Origin of the sequence: Vibrio sp. Y29_XK_CS5 (assembly GCF_024181835.1) — a bacterium.
In the GTDB taxonomy this organism is placed as follows: domain Bacteria; phylum Pseudomonadota; class Gammaproteobacteria; order Enterobacterales; family Vibrionaceae; genus Vibrio; species Vibrio harveyi.
The window spans coordinates 171,919-188,100 of the sequence record NZ_JAMZAM010000001.1 but is presented as its reverse complement, the minus strand read 5'-3'; the positions used below and the strand labels follow the sequence as shown (position 1 = coordinate 188,100).

General features: G+C 45.5%; 18 protein-coding genes. 14 read left to right on the top strand and 4 right to left on the bottom strand.

What is annotated here, in order from left to right:
• Window positions 1-2: 2 nt before the first annotated feature.
• From fliE to NL647_RS00915, 3 genes are read right to left on the bottom strand one after another with little or no spacing between them, the layout of a single operon-like run.
• Complete coding sequence (gene fliE, locus NL647_RS00925; RefSeq protein WP_005448690.1) at window positions 3-359, bottom strand: flagellar hook-basal body complex protein FliE; 357 nt, start codon at window positions 357-359, stop codon at window positions 3-5.
• A 15-nt stretch (window positions 360-374) separates the two neighbouring features.
• Window positions 375-1,706 (bottom strand): sigma-54 dependent transcriptional regulator, encoded by a 1,332-nt coding sequence (locus tag NL647_RS00920; protein WP_009696357.1) that lies wholly within the window; start codon window positions 1,704-1,706, stop codon window positions 375-377.
• The gene (locus NL647_RS00915) at window positions 1,706-2,725 is read right to left on the bottom strand and encodes an OmpA family protein (RefSeq protein ID WP_253649476.1); all 1,020 of its coding nucleotides are present in this window, start codon (window positions 2,723-2,725) and stop codon (window positions 1,706-1,708) included. The genes NL647_RS00920 and NL647_RS00915 overlap by 1 nt, the downstream gene beginning before the upstream one ends.
• A gap of 381 nt (window positions 2,726-3,106) precedes the next feature.
• Here NL647_RS00915 and NL647_RS00910 point away from each other — a divergent pair, with 381 nt between their 5' ends.
• From NL647_RS00910 to lafA, 9 genes are all read left to right on the top strand, one after another.
• Window positions 3,107-3,925, top strand: a complete 819-nt coding sequence (locus NL647_RS00910) for a FliM/FliN family flagellar motor switch protein (RefSeq protein ID WP_017817315.1) — start codon at window positions 3,107-3,109, stop codon at window positions 3,923-3,925.
• Window positions 3,922-4,290 carry a flagellar motor switch protein FliN gene (gene fliN / locus NL647_RS00905; RefSeq protein WP_005448686.1) on the top strand — a complete coding sequence of 123 codons (369 nt, stop codon included), beginning with the start codon at window positions 3,922-3,924 and terminating at the stop codon, window positions 4,288-4,290. The genes NL647_RS00910 and fliN overlap by 4 nt, the downstream gene beginning before the upstream one ends.
• 18 nt (window positions 4,291-4,308) lie before the next feature.
• Window positions 4,309-5,076, top strand: coding sequence for a flagellar type III secretion system pore protein FliP (fliP, locus tag NL647_RS00900; RefSeq protein WP_005448685.1), 768 nt, complete (start codon window positions 4,309-4,311; stop codon window positions 5,074-5,076).
• 12 nt (window positions 5,077-5,088) lie between these two features.
• Window positions 5,089-5,358 carry a flagellar biosynthesis protein FliQ gene (gene fliQ / locus NL647_RS00895; protein WP_005448684.1) on the top strand — a complete coding sequence of 90 codons (270 nt, stop codon included), beginning with the start codon at window positions 5,089-5,091 and terminating at the stop codon, window positions 5,356-5,358.
• A complete protein-coding gene (gene fliR / locus NL647_RS00890; RefSeq protein WP_005448682.1) occupies window positions 5,358-6,134 on the top strand; it encodes a flagellar biosynthetic protein FliR in 777 nt (258 codons plus the stop codon). The genes fliQ and fliR overlap by 1 nt, the downstream gene beginning before the upstream one ends.
• Window positions 6,131-7,258 (top strand): flagellar biosynthesis protein FlhB, encoded by a 1,128-nt coding sequence (flhB, locus tag NL647_RS00885; RefSeq protein ID WP_005448680.1) that lies wholly within the window; start codon window positions 6,131-6,133, stop codon window positions 7,256-7,258. The genes fliR and flhB overlap by 4 nt, the downstream gene beginning before the upstream one ends.
• Before the next feature lie 31 nt (window positions 7,259-7,289).
• Window positions 7,290-9,380, top strand: coding sequence for a flagellar biosynthesis protein FlhA (gene flhA, locus NL647_RS00880; RefSeq protein WP_005448679.1), 2,091 nt, complete (start codon window positions 7,290-7,292; stop codon window positions 9,378-9,380).
• Window positions 9,373-10,170, top strand: a complete 798-nt coding sequence (locus tag NL647_RS00875; protein ID WP_005448678.1) for an EAL domain-containing protein — start codon at window positions 9,373-9,375, stop codon at window positions 10,168-10,170. The genes flhA and NL647_RS00875 overlap by 8 nt, the downstream gene beginning before the upstream one ends.
• Window positions 10,171-10,502: 332 nt before the next feature.
• Window positions 10,503-11,354, top strand: a complete 852-nt coding sequence (gene lafA, locus NL647_RS00870) for a lateral flagellin LafA (protein WP_005448677.1) — start codon at window positions 10,503-10,505, stop codon at window positions 11,352-11,354.
• A 418-nt stretch (window positions 11,355-11,772) separates the two neighbouring features.
• On the opposite strand, the gene NL647_RS00865 is transcribed toward lafA, so the two are convergent.
• Window positions 11,773-12,060, bottom strand: a complete 288-nt coding sequence (locus NL647_RS00865) for a hypothetical protein (RefSeq protein ID WP_005448676.1) — start codon at window positions 12,058-12,060, stop codon at window positions 11,773-11,775.
• A 472-nt stretch (window positions 12,061-12,532) separates the two neighbouring features.
• Between NL647_RS00865 and fliD the strand changes: the two genes are divergently transcribed.
• The 5 genes from fliD to fliL are packed head-to-tail and all read left to right on the top strand — an operon-like array spanning window position 12,533 to window position 16,176.
• Window positions 12,533-13,870 carry a flagellar filament capping protein FliD gene (gene fliD / locus NL647_RS00860; RefSeq protein ID WP_005448675.1) on the top strand — a complete coding sequence of 446 codons (1,338 nt, stop codon included), beginning with the start codon at window positions 12,533-12,535 and terminating at the stop codon, window positions 13,868-13,870.
• Window positions 13,871-13,889: 19 nt separating this feature from the next.
• Window positions 13,890-14,276, top strand: a complete 387-nt coding sequence (gene fliS / locus NL647_RS00855; RefSeq protein ID WP_005448674.1) for a flagellar export chaperone FliS — start codon at window positions 13,890-13,892, stop codon at window positions 14,274-14,276.
• Entirely contained in the window at window positions 14,260-14,580 is a 321-nt protein-coding gene (locus NL647_RS00850; RefSeq protein WP_005448673.1) for a hypothetical protein, read from the top strand. The genes fliS and NL647_RS00850 overlap by 17 nt, the downstream gene beginning before the upstream one ends.
• On the top strand, window positions 14,577-15,644 hold the full coding sequence (locus NL647_RS00845) for a flagellar hook-length control protein FliK (protein WP_253649475.1): 1,068 nt from the start codon (window positions 14,577-14,579) through the stop codon (window positions 15,642-15,644). The genes NL647_RS00850 and NL647_RS00845 overlap by 4 nt, the downstream gene beginning before the upstream one ends.
• A gap of 22 nt (window positions 15,645-15,666) precedes the next feature.
• Entirely contained in the window at window positions 15,667-16,176 is a 510-nt protein-coding gene (gene fliL / locus NL647_RS00840) for a flagellar basal body-associated protein FliL (protein WP_005448671.1), read from the top strand.
• The last annotated feature ends 6 nt before the right edge of the window (window positions 16,177-16,182 follow it).

Sequence of the window (16,182 nt, the reverse complement as noted above, 5' to 3'; positions counted from 1 at the left end):
TATTACACCGGCATCTTCATAATATCTTCAAATGACATCACGACTTTGTTGCGCACTTGCATCAAAGCATTGAATGAGAGACTCGCCTTTTGGCTTGCAATCATTGCCCCGACCAAATCATCACTTGCCCCAGTTTCTACAGCCGTCATTTTCTGGCTTGCGACTGACTGATGTTGATTGACCGTATCGAGCACGTTCGTCATCGCTTGTGAAAAAGAAATTGGAGTATTCAAGGTTTTCTGATCAAGTGGGTTTGCACTTACCACAAATTCCGGAGGTTGAGCTTGTGTTCGCATCACCTCCATTTTTGACAGCATTAGCTGCTCTGCTGAAACCGCATTGGTTGGTTGACTTGCCATCTTTGTTTTCCCCTTTTAGGCAGCCGAGCCAAGCGCCGACTGTAGATCAATACCGTGCTCGCGCATTGCCGCGAGCTTGTAACGTAACGCACGGGTAGAGACACCCAATGCGTTTGCGGTTTTGGTTCGGTTTCCACCAAACTGACGTAATTTATCTAGAACAAATTGAAACTCAGCTTGCTTCTTCGCTTCGACATGTCCAAAGCTTGAAACAGGCTCAACAGACTGGACTGGTGTTAACAATTCAATCGGCAACATCAAGTCATGGGCGGTAATGTAATCACCGTGACGCATGACTAAAGCGCGTTGAATGACGTTTTCGAGTTCACGAATATTGCCTGGCCAGTGATATTGGCTCAGTGCCGAAATCGCATCTTGGGACAGATGACAACGACTGCCATCTTGGTATTTTTCGATGAAAAATTGGCTGATCGGTAAGATGTCTTCTTTGCGCTCACGCAGCGGCGGCCAATGCAATGGCAGCACATCCAAACGATAGTAAAGGTCTTCACGGAACGTGGCTTTTTGCACTTCTTCACGCAAGTCTTTGTTGGTCGCCGCGATCACTCGGATATCCAGTTGAATTGCTTTGTGACTGCCAACTCTTTCCACCTCACGCTCTTGAAGTACGCGTAATAGTTTCGCTTGCACTGCTGGCGACATCTCACCGATTTCATCCAACAAAATGGTGCCACCATTGGCTTCTTCGAATTTGCCGCTTTGTGAGTTTGTTGCTCCGGTAAACGCGCCTTTTACATGACCAAACAACACCGCTTCCAACATGGATTCTGGAATAGCCGCGCAGTTGACCGCAACAAAAGGTCCATCCGCTCTTGGAGATTGCTCATGCACATAGCGAGCAAGCACTTCTTTACCCGTACCAGATTCACCAGTAATAAGGACGCTTGCATTAGTGCATGCTGCGCGATGAGCTAATTGAAGCACCTGTTTGCTACGCCATGATTCCGCCACGATGTTTGCCAATGGCTTACCTAAAGCTTCTACGCGCTTAAGTAAATTCAGTAATTGGTTGGTTTCGAACGGACGAAGTAGGTAGTCTGTCGCGCCTGACTTCATTGTTTCCGCAGCTAAGATGCCCTGTTCTTGATCGACAATAGCGATCACGACACCAGCATTGCGCTGCTTCTGATGACATGCCACAAACTCACGCACACACATATCAGGCAAGTTAGAACTCACCAGAGTGATACAAGCACGCTCTTGCAAAAGTGCGCTACGACCAGTGCGGCTGTGTTTTGTCGAATATCCTGCATTCTCAAGTACACCCAACACTGGTTGAGCAAGGTTTTCATTTGGCTCAACCAACAAAATATCTGTTTTCGTCATCATTGAACCTTTACCTTCTCTTGTTGGGGTTGTTTTACTTCTGGGCGATTTTTCGCAATCACACGTTCATTGTCTCGAACCAGTCTTAATGTGACTCGGCGATTTTTGGCTTGTCCGGCTGACGTGTTATTACTGGCGATAGGGTAGCGAGCACCATGGGCACGAATTTCAATCATGCTGCGCTCAGCACCTAGCGCAACAAGGGCATCTGCGACTTGCTGGGCTCGTTGACGTGATACGCTTAAATTTGCAAGCTGAGAGCCTACATTATCGGTGTAACCATCGATCAAAATCTTAGTGACGCGCTCATCGACAGACACATAACTGTATAAGGCGGCCAATGTGTCTGATTGCTTAACACTTAATTGCTTTTGACCAAAATTAAATGGCAGATTGATATCGCGTGCTTGGGAAAACGAAAGCTTAGGCAAACGAGCGCGGCACTGGTTGAAGGACTCCAATGCACTCTGCATTCGGATAGTTGGTAACGTTACAGCGCTAATAGCGGAAGGATTACTTCCGTCAAGTGACAATGTAACCCAACGACCTGAAGCAACTTGCTCCAGTAATGCATCTGCACCATGGCTAAACTTAACCCGATTCGTCGCCAATTTATACTCAACCAACGCCCCATCTTTCGTATAAAGCTCATTAGACCATGGAGCATTCTCACTACTTAGCACCGCGCTATTCCATTTATTGTTGTTATTTCGAACATCTGCAATAAACGAAATTTGGCTATTTGGTTCCGCTAGGAAATAAAACTTCCCCTGCGGAATATTTGAATGCATCAAGTTGCACTCAAACTTATTTCCTTTATATGTCCAATTAGAAAGATCCATGGGTATGGTGATCTTTTCTCCAGCAACTGAAGAATTAGACAAGGTTAATAGTGCAATAGAAAATAAGCTTGAAAATATTATTAAGCCATTTCTGCCTAGGTATATCTTACAAAGCCCTGACATAGAATGGTTAATTAAATATGCCATCAAGTTAGGAAATTTGGCATAGGTAATCATATTAAGACCCTATTCTGAAATATTAAAATTGGTCAACAAACGCCCACGAAAGCAGGGTTCATTCTTACTTAAACTTAATTTGACCAACAAAAAATGGTTTGTATTGCATGAGGTTAGATGGTTTTATTATCTTTCAACCCTAAATAGTTGAATTAACACCATCTTAGCTTCCGCTTGTTATATTTTTTATTAACTATTTTATAAGCCACAACCTAACTCTTTTTAAATTTCATTAAAAGTGCATATAGTTACCTACAAATCAACATGTGAACTAAAGTCACAATAATCAAAGTTGACACTAAAGGATCATTAAATTTTATGTATAGACTGGCCGCCATTAAGTTGAAGCAGTTTAGATTGTTAACGCACGGTAAAATATAGATGGAAAACAAAGTTAACGAGCCTATTTCCGACATCAATTTGTTAGATGTAGAATTATTAGGCAAACCTATTCATATCATTCGTGAAAAGCTCGAAATTTTGATTTCAGAATCCTGTTCCAGCCTCACAAATGAATTGCAAAATTGGCTCAGCTCAAACAAAGTCGAAGCGAGCTTAGTTTCTGTCGAGCTGCATCGGTTCTCGCCAACGCTGTTGGATAAGGACCAAACGTCCACTTACCAACATCAAGATGAGGGCATGGTGTATGTTCATGGTGATTCGCAAACTCTGATTAAGTTAGCAGACCGTTTTTACGGCGCAACGACAGAGCGCAGTTCAACCTCATTAACCGCTAGTGATTTACGATTGCAAGAACGGATTAGCCGAATCATCACCAATTGGCTCGCTCCTCAAGAAATGTGGCAACTTTGTGAGTATGAAACGCCACGCGGGATTGGCTTACACGCGGAACTTTCCATCGCGTTTGAAGACTATCAGGGCACCATTCACCTCAAGCTAGACAGTGCGATGATTCAAACTCTGATTGAGCAGCTGGAAATGCACAGCGATGCCGATCTGTATCAGCCGTTTTGTCGTTCTTTAGAATCCACCCCCGTTCGTCTCAACGTCGTGCTAAGCAAAAAAACCATGGCGCTCAGTGATGTTGTGGGGCTACAGCCTAACGATATTTTGCCAATAGAGCTTCTAAATACCGTGCCTATCAGCATTGGTCCCCAAACCCTTTTCACTGGTCGTGTTGCCGAGCAAGACGGTCAGCTTGTTTTGATTTTTAACCCAGATAAGGAATCGCAGCGATGAGCGAAGCGCAAGAGAACACAGCATTCGACGCCGATGAATTAAATTTTGATGATTTTCAGTTGGAAGATTTTGAAACTGAGCCAACTTTTAAAGCTGAACCTGTTGCCGAGCGCGATTTGAGTTTCTTCAAGAGCATTCCAGTGACCGTAACACTTGAAGTCGCGAGCAAAGAGATACCGTTAGGTGACTTGATGAAAGCTGGTGAAGGTACCGTCATTGAGCTTGATAAACTCAACGGTGAGCCTCTAGACGTTAAAGTTAATGGGTCGCTAATGGGACAAGCAGAAGTCGTCGTTGTTAACGATAAATATGGACTTCGCCTTATTGATGTACACGACTCCGCACTTAGCGGTGTAGGTCGATAAGTTCGGATGGATTGCGCAATGAATGTTCTGAGTGTTTGTCAGCGTCGACGATCTTTGCTGACGATGGTGGTGTTCGGTTTATTACTGTTTGCACTGCCAACCATGGCGGCGGACAACGGCTTAACGATCCTATCGGTTTCCGACGGCGACACACAACAAGAGTACAGTGTGAAGCTTCAGATTCTGTTGCTCATGACAGCACTCAGCTTCTTGCCAGCGTTTATCCTCATGGCCACCAGCTTTACGCGTATTATCGTCGTACTAGCAATTTTGCGTCAGGCTTTAGGTTTGCAACAAAGCCCACCAAACCGAGTGTTGGTGGGTATTGCTTTGACGCTGACGATTCTAATTATGCGTCCCGTTTGGACTGACATTTACGACAATGCGTTTAAGCCCTATGACAACGGTGAAATTACTTTGGTTCAGGCGTTTTCTGTGGCTGAAAAGCCAGTCAGAAGCTTTATGTTAGCGCAGACGCACCAAAGCTCATTAGAGCAGATGTTACGTATTGCGAATGAGCCAATAGATCAAAATGTTGAAGACATTTCTTTCGCTGTTGTACTGCCAGCATTTGTGATCAGTGAACTCAAAACAGCTTTCCAAATTGGCTTCATGTTATTTATTCCATTTTTGATCATCGATCTGGTGGTCGCTAGTGTCTTAATGGCAATGGGTATGATGATGTTGTCACCTCTGATTATCTCCCTACCCTTTAAACTGGTCATTTTTGTTCTTGTTGATGGTTGGGCGATGACGGTTGGTACCTTGTCTGCCAGCTTTGGGTGATGGGAGAACATCATGACACCAGAATTAACCGTCACTCTATTCTCTGACGCAGTATGGCTTATCATCCTGATGGTGGCAGTGCTTGTTGTACCTGGTTTGATTGTTGGTTTGTGTATTGCGGTATTTCAAGCCGCAACACAGATTAACGAACAGACACTGAGTTTCTTACCGCGTCTATTAGTCACACTCCTTATGGTGATTTTCGCAGGTCACTGGATGCTGCGAAAAATCATGGAGCTGTTCGATTACCTATTCCACAACATTCCGGGGATGATCGGCTAATGACGATCTCGTTCGCGGAATTGTCCATGATTCTTGGTCAACTTTGGTGGCCATTTTTCCGTGTGGGCGCGGTGTTTATCTCCATGCCTTTTTTCGGAGATGCACTTATTCCTGTTTGGGTGCGCAGCTTGCTCGCCCTTTCTATTGTGGTGATCACCGCTCCACTGATGCCACCCATGCCAGAAGTCGAACTCTTCTCTATGACGTCTCTGTTTCTTGCTTTCGAGCAAGCAATCTGGGGCGTGATGTTTGGGTTGATTCTGCATATGCTATTCAATGTCTTTACCATGCTTGGTCAAGTCATCTCTCTGCAGATGGGTTTAGGTATGGCGATGATGAATGACCCAGTGAACGGACTTTCGGTCGCCATTCTTGGACGTATTTTTCTGATTTTTTCTACTTTGCTGTTCCTTGCACTTGAAGGACATTTGTTGGTTATCGACATTGTCATTCAGAGCTTTGTCGTTTGGCCGGTCGGCTCAGGTATTACCGCTCTATCTCTTCAAGGCATTATCAACATATTTGGGTGGATGTTTGCCTCTTCACTTGCTTTAGCGCTACCGGCTATCGTGTCCATGCTGCTTGCAAACATCAGCTTTGGTGTGATGAACCGAGCAGCCCCGTCACTTAACGTGTATGCACTCGGCTTCCCGATGACCATGTTATTAGGTCTATTTAGTGTTTTGATTTCAGTATCTGGCGTGCCAAGCCGCTACACCGCATTGGTGCATGACACGATTCGTTTTCTGAACAACTTTATGTTGGGGGGCTCATGAGCGATCAGTCGTCACAAGACAAAACCGAGAAAGCCTCCCCCCAGAAGGTAAAAAAAGCCCGCCAGGAAGGGCAGATTCCTCGCGCAAAAGAGTTCACGACTGCTGTGATATTTTTAGCGGTGGCGCTGTTCTTTTATTCTCAACTGAATGGCATTTGGGAAAGCGTCTCCGGCGTATTCCGCTACAACATGACCTTAACTAAAGCAGACTTAGAAAATCCAAAACAGTTGGTTGAGCACCTAGGTCAAAGTTTGGCTGTCATTATTGAGATGCTGTTACCGCTTTTCACGGTGATCATCATTGTGACCTGTGGCAGTAGCATGGTGCTAGGTGGCTGGATGTTTCGACCAGCCAACGTGATGCCAAAGCTAAGCAAGCTCAACCCTATCTCAGGTATTAAGCGCATTTTCTCGACTCGCTCAGTCGTTGAGCTGTTGAAATCGACCTTCAAGGTTTTGGTTATCTTCGGCATCCTCTATGGCTACTTGGACAACCATTTGCAGCCGCTACTTGGTATGCAAAACTTGCCATTGAGCCAAGGTTTTTCTCTGATCATGTCGATTTTGTTCGAAGGTCTACTGCTGATGGGGTTTGCTCTATTACTGTTTGGGGTTATTGACATTCCTTACCAACGTTGGGAACACCTCAAGGAACTACGAATGACCAAACAAGAGCTCAAAGAAGAGTTCAAAAACAACGAAGGTCGCCCTGAAGTCAAACAACGTATTCGACAAATTCAACAACAGTTTGCTCGTCGTAAAATCGACAAAATGGTGCCAACTGCAGACGTAGTGATCACTAACCCGACTCACTACGCCGTCGCATTGAAATATGAGCCATCACTTTCTGATGCGCCATTTGTGGTCGCAAAAGGCGTCGATGAGACCGCAATGCACATTCAACGTATTGCCCGCGAGAACAAGGTCGAGATCATCAACTCGCCACCTCTTACTCGTTCGATTTATCACACCACCGCAATTGAGCAAGCCATCCCAAGCCAGCTCTATATCGCTGTGGCTCACATTCTAACTTACGTTTTGCAATTGAAAGCCTTTCGTAAAGGGGAAGGAAAAGAACCAACACCTTTGCCTCACTTTTCAATTCCAAAGCATTTGCAACACTGATTAACCCGCGTTTACCCAAGGACACGAGAGTATGTTTAACCGGTTAAAACAACTTCAAACTTCCACCAAAGGCTATATGGGAATTCCAATTGTCTTGCTGATGGTTTTGGCAATGGTAATTTTGCCTCTACCACCATTACTGTTGGATGCGCTGTTTACCTTCAACATCGTTTTAGCGATTCTGGTATTGCTGGTCAGCACTACAGCAAAGCGACCACTCGACTTTTCAGTTTTTCCAACCATTTTGTTGGTCGCGACGTTATTACGCTTAACACTGAACGTAGCATCAACGCGTATCGTATTGCTTGAAGGTCACAACGGTGGAGATGCGGCAGGTAAAGTTATCCAAGCCTTCGGTGAAGTGGTTATCGGTGGTAACTATGTCGTTGGTATGGTGGTGTTCATCATCTTGATGATCATTAACTTCGTCGTGATCACCAAAGGTGGTGAGCGTATTTCTGAAGTATCCGCTCGCTTTACCTTGGATGCCTTACCAGGTAAACAAATGGCGATCGATGCCGACCTCAACGCTGGTTTGATCGACCAAGAGACTGCACGTCTGCGTCGTAAAGAAGTCGCGAACGAAGCCGATTTCCACGGCTCAATGGATGGTGCATCTAAGTTCGTTCGCGGTGATGCTGTCGCAGGTTTACTGATCCTATTCATCAACATCATTGGTGGTATCAGTATTGGTGTATTCGAGCACGGATTACCTGCTTCCGAAGCCTTCAAGACTTATGCCCTACTGACCATTGGTGACGGTCTCGTTGCACAAATCCCATCACTATTACTTGCTACTGCCGCTGCCATTATCGTTACTCGTATCAACGACAGCGACAATGGCATGTCAGAAACCATGCATAAGCAGTTACTGGCAACACCAGCAACTTTGTTCACCGTTGCTGGCATTATGGTGGTGATTGGTATCGTACCGGGCATGCCTCACTTGGCATTTTTCACCTTTGCTGCAGTATTGGCATTTGCTGGATGGCGACAAAGTAAAAAGCCCGTTCAAGACCCACAAATTGACCAAGTAGAAGCGCTTTCTCATGCAATGCAAGAAGAAGAGACCACGCTAACTTGGGATGATATTCCACATGTTCACACTTTGTCTCTTGCCCTAGGTTACCGCTTAGTACATTTGGTCAACAGAGAACAAGGTGCACCTTTGGCACAGCGTATTCGTGGTGTGCGTCGCAACCTCTCTGAACAAGTGGGTTTCTTACTGCCTGAAGTCCGTATCCGCGACAACTTAAGCTTAAAGCCAAATCAATACACCATCGCTCTAAATGGTGAAGTGATTGAACAAGGCTTTATCGAACCAGAACGCTTAATGGCAATTGCTGTTGGTGAAACCTATGGCGAAGTTGATGGTATTTTAGGAAGCGATCCCGCTTACCAATTGCCAGCCGTTTGGATTGAACATCAAGACAAAGCCAAAGCCCTGAATATGGGTTATCAGGTGGTTGACGATGGTACGGTAATCGCCACCCACATCAGCAAGATCATGAAGACCAATTTGGCAGAGTTGTTTACGCACGATGACGTAGAAGCCATGACTCAACGCCTTACAGCACAAGCGCCAAAACTGGCTGAAGCGTTAGCGGCAGCATTAACACCAGCCCAGCAACTTAAGGTTTATCGTCAGCTTCTGCTTGACCAAGTGCCACTAAAAGACATTCGCACCATCGCCAATACCATGTTGGAATCATCGGAAAACACCAAAGATCCAATTTTGCTTGCTGCAGACGTACGTTGCGCACTCAAACGCACCTTGGTCAACTTAGTTGCTGGTCAGAAAAACGAGTTGAACGTCTACGCCTTGTCTGACGAACTCGAACAGATGTTGATGACATCACTGCAACAAGCACAAGCAGCAGGTACGGTCATGCTAGACAGTTTCCCGATCGAACCAAACATTCTTGGACAGTTCCAACAGAATTTACCCTTGATTCGTCAACAACTTAAGCAACAAGGTCTGCCACCAATTTTACTGGTGATGCCTCAACTGCGACCATTGCTGGCACGTTATGCCCGCACCTTTACCCAAGGGTTGGCAGTACTGTCTTACAATGAAATTCCAGAAAACAAACAAATCAACGTGGTAGGTAACCTTGGATAATCTCATCTCAAACAAAGCGATGTACGACTATTTGTGTTGCCTTGCTGAGGAACACATTGTCACGGAAGACGATAAACTGGTGTTTGATGCACTCAAACACAATGACATTCAGCATGCGTGTCAGGCAATTCGTGAGACGAAAACCGGAGAGGTGGAATACCAACACCTCACATTACGTTTTGGGTCACGTGGTGAGCAGAGCGTGTATCAATTTGAACTTTCTGAGCAAATGCTGTTTTGCTTAGATCTTTACAGCTTGTATCTCGCGCTTCGCCAAACTCAATTTCAGTTGGAAGCGTTTCATCCCGATTTGATCAGCAACGTGGTCGTGCCAATTCATGTTGATGCGCTGCTTTGGCAGCCTGGCGCGCACTTTCTTGAGCAAATGATTCAGTTTCACAATGCAGGATTTCAACATGTCGTGCCATCTCTGCAAGCAGATAAAGCGCTCTGCTTACACGAACGCGTTGGTACTTTGGTTGAGCAGCTCAAAGAAAACGCCTTTGCACTCTGGTTCGAGATCGCGACAAATCAAATTCACTTTGAGCATATTGTGGATTTCGAGCCAGACATGATTAAGTTATCTGTGACGATAGAAAACAAAGAAGATCAACATGCGTTTTTACCTATTGCTCGTTTCCTACGTCGCAATCAATTTCCATGGGTAGCAGGGCGTGTCGCAAGCCAAGTAGAACTCAACCGCTACCGTTTATTAGGCGCGAGTTACTATTTCGGATACTTCAGCGATATTCCTACGTCACTGTCTTTTCAATCGTTTGATGACGAATAAAGTAAGAATGCCGTAGAACAATAAGGGCGAATTCTAAATTTAGAGTTCGCCCTTTTTTATACCTAGTCGTGTCGAGACGATGGGTTCAGCGAGGTTGATTTAGTTTGTAAACATGAAGGACTTAGTTTGTAGATGCGATGGCGATTTAACGGTCTGCTGGGTCTAAATCAGCGATTTTCTGGAATGGGCATCACCAAAAACCATCAAAATGAGCCATTTGGAAAAAATATTTAACTTTCTAATTAATCATTAAAACCAATTAACCGCCTCTTGTTAGTGAGCAGGGAAATTCCCGAGGCCTGAAAAGATATTGAAAACCAAGGAGACTTACGATGGCTTTATCTATGCACACTAACTACGCTTCACTTGTTACGCAAAACACGCTGAACAACACAAATGGTCTATTAAACACTGCAATGGAGCGTTTGAGCACAGGCTTCCGTGTTAACTCAGCGGCTGACGATGCTGCAGGTCTGCAAATTGCTAACCGACTAGAAGCACAAACTCGTGGCATGAACGTAGCAATGCGTAACGCACAAGACGGCATCTCAATGATGCAAACTGCGGAAGGCGCGATGGACGAAATGACTAACATCGTGTACCGCATGAACGACCTAGCAACACAATCGTTGAACGGTTCAAACAGTGCTACTGACCGCGCATCTCTTGATAAAGAATTCCAAGAGCTAACTAAAGAACTTAACAACATCGTTGACAACACTAAGTTCGGTGGTCAAAACCTTCTTAAAGGCGGCGGCTTCGGTGCAGGCGCAGTATCATTCCAAATCGGTTCATCTTCAGCTGAAACACTATCTGTAGACGCAAGTACTGGTATTGGTGAAATCACTACTATCCTAGCTGACGCAGCAATCACTGACGGTGTTGGTGACGCAGCTAAAGCGAAAGCAGCTCTTGATAAAATCAGTGGCGCTGCTGGTCTAGTTGAAAAGATTGGTTCTTCTCGTGCAGACTTCGGTGCGAACATCAACCGTCTAGAACACACTATGACTAACCTTGGTAACATGGTTGAGAACACTACTGCAGCGAAAGGCCGTATCATGGATGCAGACTTCGCAGCAGAATCTTCAAGCATGACTAAGAACCAAATGCTTATGCAAGCTGGTACAACGGTTCTTTCTCAAACGAACCAACTGCCTGGTATGGCAATGTCGCTACTACGTTAATAGTCCCCTTCTATTAACTAAAAGGTTACAACATTTAGTTCGTCTGAAAGCTCTAAGCCTCCCATTCATCCGGGAGGCTTTTTTCGTTCACATAGGGTTGATTTATACCTATACCCAAGTGACTTCAAGATGCAGGACTCAGAGCGTTGTCATTGATTCGAGAGCAAGGAAAACAACGCAGTGTAATAGCCAGCTCTTTCCAAGTTGTTTGACTAAAAAAGCGAGTCAAGGACACGCTCCCAAAGGGCACTCTTTGTAAATAGTAAGGACCTTGGCTTGTATACTTTGTTGTCGATTCTTGATTTAGACCCACTAAACCTTTAAATCGCCGCCGCGTCTACAAACCAAGTCAGTCTCGCTGAACCTAGCATCTCGAGGTTACTTGGGTATAAATGAAAAACCGCCACGAAAAGATTTATTAACGACGAATGTAGATACTACTTGCACCATTATTTTGATTGGCAGGGACACGAAATCCAGCTTTGAGCATGGTGTTGATCAGCACCTTATTAAACAGCTCAAGCTCCGCAGATTCCGCGCCATGAGTCGGATGGTAAGATTTAAGCTCAGGGAATCGCGAAACCGCTTCAATACGAATACTCGCCAACTCCTCAGCATTAATACTCTGTTTACTGCGTAGTTTGGTTCCAATGAAGGCTTCGTATGCACGGGCACACTTCATAAGTCTAAAAACAAAATCATTCATTACTGTCGTTCTTTTTTGGATCTAATTGAGGAATAGCCGGACGTTAGCAACCACAAAAATTGCAGGGGCATAAGATAGCAAAAACAGTTCTCTTATTAGGGTCAGAAAAATCTGAAACACTTAGCAGTAAACCCCGAAATCCGCTCACTATGCGTACAGCCTCATAGCCTCGTTTTCTCCTCTCGATACCCAACTTATTCTCACTCAACCAAGCCTCTCAGGTTACTCGGGTATTGCGTTAAATCTTTGCCTATTTTTGGTCGCCTCTTCTATTTGGGAAACCCCAAGAGTATTCAGGGGAAGAGCGGAACCAACAGGTGGAAAACCCGCTTCCTCCCAACCACACAAAATCATCGTAATGCATTGTTTTATATAGACTTAAACATTAGGCACGCATCTTGCGATAGACAATTTATTAGTGGCACTGCGACAGCTCGCAGTGCCAACCACAGATGAGAGAGGGAGCGACCTCATGAGTTCGTTAGATCCAATAAGCATGGCAACCCAATTCGCCACGTTAGATGTTCAACCATTTCAGCAACGCTACAAGCTACAAACAGACAAGTATCAATCTCAATTAACGGCGTTGGGCAAAGTAGAAACCGCTCTGCGAGACTTCCGCACCGCCGTTAAAGAGATGAACAGCAGCACCAACAGCGTTATCAAAAACAAAGCTACGACATCTCAAGAAGGCTTTTTTACTGCTGACGCCGATGCTAAAGCTTTGGTGGGTAACTATCAGATCTTCGTTGAGCAAGTTGCAACCTCACACCAGATCTCTACGGGTATGCCTGCGAGCTTGGATGCATCGACAGAAATCCCTGCTGTGGGTTCTTTAGATTTCACCATCAACGGTGAAAGCATGAGCTTGGACTTATCAACCGTTGATAGCGACGGTGACGGTAAAGCAACCATGACCGAGCTGGTTAGTGCAATCAACAACGATGCCGATAACCCTGGCGTTAACGCCACACTTGTGCGTTCTAATGGTCAAACTCACTTCATGTTATCTAGCACCAAAACAGGTGTCGCAAACACAATCAATGTGAGTGCATCGGGTACTGGTGAAGCATGGTTTGAAAATGCTTTCACTAGCACGACTGAGATTAGTAAACCTCAAGACGCTGTCATTTGGCTTGGTGCAGAAAGCAGTGGTCTAAAGCTAACTAACGCAAGCAATACTTTTGAAGGCGTGATTGATGGTGTCGACCTCACAGTAACAAAAGCGCAAAAGTCAGGTGAAACACCGATTGCACTTGAAGTGGGCACAGATTCAGAAGGCACAAAAGAACAAGTTGATAAGTTTGTTGAAGCATATAACTCATTGATTTCAACCATCGACGAATACACCAAAACAGGCGGCGAAGATCAAGCACGCGGCGTACTTGCTAGTGATCCAACCATGCGCTCTATCGAAAGCCAAGTTACGAGCCTAGTTCGTGGTGAATACGGCGGCATGCGTTTGAGTGAAATCGGCATTACGTTAGACCGTTCAGGAAAAATGAAAGTCGATCAAACCAAGTTCAACGAAGCTCAAAAGAGCAACAGTGCCGCACTAGAATCCATCTTTAACGGCGATGGTGCACTTCTAGATTCACTGGATGACATGGCTGAACCTTTCCTGAAGTTCTCTTCTGGCACATTCAAATCTCGCAAAGATGCACTACAAGCCAACCTTGGACGCATCGAAGATAAGCAAACCACGTTAGAGCGCAAGTACGAGATGTCGTACAAACGCTACATCAAACAATTTACCCAAATGAACACGTTAATGACGCAAATGAACCAAACCCAGTCGTTGTTTGGTTAAGGCTTTAGGAGAACTACTCATGCTCATGGATTCCGGCTACGACTCGTACCAGCAAGTCGATCTTGATGCGCAAGCTGCATCAGCAAACCCACATCAGCTCGTTGTCATGTTAATCGACGGCTTACTCGATGAAGTTGAACGTATACGTGGTCACCTAGCTGCCAACCGACTTGCGGAAAAAGGCGCAAGCATTAACAAATGCATGAACATCCTCATTGGATTAAGCAGTGCTTTAGATGAAGAGAACGGCGGTGAAATTGCTGATAACTTACGCCAACTTTACGACTTCTGCCAAGTAGAGCTGTTCTACACCAGCGTACAAAACGACACATCACGTTTAGACAACGTTGAACGTGTCATGGGTAACATTCGAGAAGGTTGGATGAATTTTGGACAGCAAGCATAAAGTGTCGCCAGAGCGATTTCGCCACTTGTCAAAACTGATCCAAATCGCCACTAAAACGGCTGATTGGCGGGCTCTCAAGCGCTACGACTTACAGTTGCGAGAGCTGCTTATTAGCCACAAGCCATTCCTGAAAGATCCAAAACTGGCGCCGGAAATCCAACGAGCGAAAGCAGTGCACGCAAGTGCTTTTACTACGTTGGAAAAAGCCACCAGCGAGCTAGAGCAAGAAATGAGTTCGGTGAGTAACCAGCAAGAGCGAGCCATGGCGTATCAACTTGCAATGACCATGGAGCTAACACAATGATGGTAACCAATTCAATTTCTGGCGGTGTTGCTTCTCAGCCAACGCAAGATGGGAAAGTAATGCAGGCACGATCCGAGCAAGGGTTTTCTGCATCATCTTCTCAAACTCAGCAAGAAGCGCTATCCGGTCACGTTCCTGTACCCGGCTTTCGTTTGAATGCACAAGCGTTGCCTAAAGCGCCTGCCGATACAGAAACAACCGAGCAAGGTTCAAGTTCTGAAGATGCCCCGGTGGATGCCCTACTCAGTTCTCAAGCTCCAGCGACACCAGTCAATTTAGCAGCTCAAGCACAAGCTCTGATGCAAGGCATAGTGAAAGCAGCCGGCAAACAAGACGAATCTGGTCAAGTTACGACCAAAGCGATAAATGGCTCAACGCAAGTAACCAGTACGGCAACTCAACCACACTCTACACTGGGAGCGGCGACGCCAACGTCAGAGAATCAAAGCATAGCTAAAGCTAGCGCCACAAATCAGGTCAAAGTATCTGCAGCAGATTTGCAAACACTCCTTAACCAGCCAGTTCAGGGACAGCCTTTGACGGCTAATGCGCAAGTGCAGTCACCGACAGCTCATGCGGCACACACCAATCCTACGACGCCGCTCGCAGCAACCCAAGCTCAGGGGTCGGAATGGGCGGCAGTTCGTGTCGATACCAGTTCTGGTAAATGGGGTGAGCAGATGATGCAGGTACTTCAAGACCGCGTGACGTTGCAAGCACAGCAGAACCTGCAAGAAGCCAAGATTCGTCTCGATCCGCCAGAACTCGGTAAGTTGGATCTATTGGTTCGTGTCGAGGGAGATCGCTTAAGCGTGCAAATCAACGCTAATAGCGCCGTAACACGCGAAGCATTGATACAAGTTTCAGAACGCTTAAGAACGGAACTTCAAGAGCAAAACTTCGTTCATGTCGATGTCAATGTCGGCTCGGATCAAGGTCAAGAGCGACACGCGCATGATGGCAATCAAGAAGAGGCATCTATCTTTGCCGCTCGCGAATCCAACACCTTTCAATCTAATACAACAACAAACTATTCAGAGCATTGGCTAAACACTCAAGCCTAATGAATCACCGAGGAAAAAGGTTATGACCAAACAACAAATGATCGCCCTGTTTATCGCCATGATCATCACCAGTGCCCTCGTTTCCGGAGTCACTGTGATTGGTGGTATTTGGTATCTAAACAAAAGCGCACAGTCAGTATCATCGGCGTCCAGTTTCAACGATTATTTAGAGGACTCCCCATTGGCTTTTCTAGCGGTCGAGCAACCAACGAGTAAAGGACCAAGCTTCCATCCGTTGGAGAGAGTGGTATTGACTATCAAAGGTAAAAAACAAACGCACTTTGTAATGTTAGAGCTAGCCTTAGAAACACGTCGCCCTGAGCGCATCAAAAGCATCGATGACTACATGCCTATGGTGCAGAACTCATTGCTTAAGCTATTCAGCGATAAAACATTCGATGAGCTACAACAAACAGGTGCTATCGACACTTTGCAAAGTGAGGTGAAAGAAACCTTGCTACTGGCATTCGCAAAAACTGACATCGTGCGTGATATCGATGATGTTCTGCTAACCAAATACGTTGTGCAATAACGGGGC

What these genes read in the sequence shown, in the direction of transcription:
- fliE (WP_005448690.1), bottom strand. Translation starts at nt 359, where the DNA reads ATGGCAAGTCAACCAACCAATGCGGTTTCAGCAGAGCAGCTAATGCTG.
- NL647_RS00920 (WP_009696357.1), bottom strand. Translation starts at nt 1,706, where the DNA reads ATGACGAAAACAGATATTTTGTTGGTTGAGCCAAATGAAAACCTTGCT.
- NL647_RS00915 (WP_253649476.1), bottom strand. Translation starts at nt 2,725, where the DNA reads ATGATTACCTATGCCAAATTTCCTAACTTGATGGCATATTTAATTAAC.
- NL647_RS00910 (WP_017817315.1), top strand. Translation starts at nt 3,107, where the DNA reads ATGGAAAACAAAGTTAACGAGCCTATTTCCGACATCAATTTGTTAGAT.
- fliN (WP_005448686.1), top strand. Translation starts at nt 3,922, where the DNA reads ATGAGCGAAGCGCAAGAGAACACAGCATTCGACGCCGATGAATTAAAT.
- fliP (WP_005448685.1), top strand. Translation starts at nt 4,309, where the DNA reads ATGAATGTTCTGAGTGTTTGTCAGCGTCGACGATCTTTGCTGACGATG.
- fliQ (WP_005448684.1), top strand. Translation starts at nt 5,089, where the DNA reads ATGACACCAGAATTAACCGTCACTCTATTCTCTGACGCAGTATGGCTT.
- fliR (WP_005448682.1), top strand. Translation starts at nt 5,358, where the DNA reads ATGACGATCTCGTTCGCGGAATTGTCCATGATTCTTGGTCAACTTTGG.
- flhB (WP_005448680.1), top strand. Translation starts at nt 6,131, where the DNA reads ATGAGCGATCAGTCGTCACAAGACAAAACCGAGAAAGCCTCCCCCCAG.
- flhA (WP_005448679.1), top strand. Translation starts at nt 7,290, where the DNA reads ATGTTTAACCGGTTAAAACAACTTCAAACTTCCACCAAAGGCTATATG.
- lafA (WP_005448677.1), top strand. Translation starts at nt 10,503, where the DNA reads ATGGCTTTATCTATGCACACTAACTACGCTTCACTTGTTACGCAAAAC.
- NL647_RS00865 (WP_005448676.1), bottom strand. Translation starts at nt 12,060, where the DNA reads ATGAATGATTTTGTTTTTAGACTTATGAAGTGTGCCCGTGCATACGAA.
- fliD (WP_005448675.1), top strand. Translation starts at nt 12,533, where the DNA reads ATGAGTTCGTTAGATCCAATAAGCATGGCAACCCAATTCGCCACGTTA.
- fliS (WP_005448674.1), top strand. Translation starts at nt 13,890, where the DNA reads ATGCTCATGGATTCCGGCTACGACTCGTACCAGCAAGTCGATCTTGAT.
- NL647_RS00845 (WP_253649475.1), top strand. Translation starts at nt 14,577, where the DNA reads ATGATGGTAACCAATTCAATTTCTGGCGGTGTTGCTTCTCAGCCAACG.
- fliL (WP_005448671.1), top strand. Translation starts at nt 15,667, where the DNA reads ATGACCAAACAACAAATGATCGCCCTGTTTATCGCCATGATCATCACC.